The sequence below is a fragment of the Streptomyces sp. NRRL S-1022 genome (assembly GCF_000720135.1).
Taxonomy (GTDB): domain Bacteria; phylum Actinomycetota; class Actinomycetes; order Streptomycetales; family Streptomycetaceae; genus Streptomyces.
Map to the genome: position 1 here is coordinate 1 of NZ_JOIU01000213.1, position 232 is coordinate 232.

Annotated in this window: 1 protein-coding gene; it reads right to left on the reverse strand. The window is 77.6% G+C overall.

Features of this window, described 5'->3' with window-relative positions; translation table 11 throughout:
* On the reverse strand, window positions 1-232 hold a 232-nt coding region (locus IG05_RS43400), incomplete at both ends, for a hypothetical protein (protein ID WP_037816103.1).

Here is a 232-nt window from a genome sequence, read left to right on the forward strand (position 1 = left end):
CTCCAGATGCTCGTAGACACCGTCCAGCGGCACCTCGCGCGCACCCGCCGGAGGCCACACCGTCAGCGACTCGCCGCCGGACACCTCCGCAGGGGCCAGTCGCCCCCGGGCGTGCAGCGTCCACGCGCCCTCGCCGCCGTCCCCGGCACCGCCGTCCAGGTCCTCCGGCTCGGGCCGCCCGTACACCTCCACCCCGCGGCGCCCGGCGTCATCGGCCTCACCGACGACGACC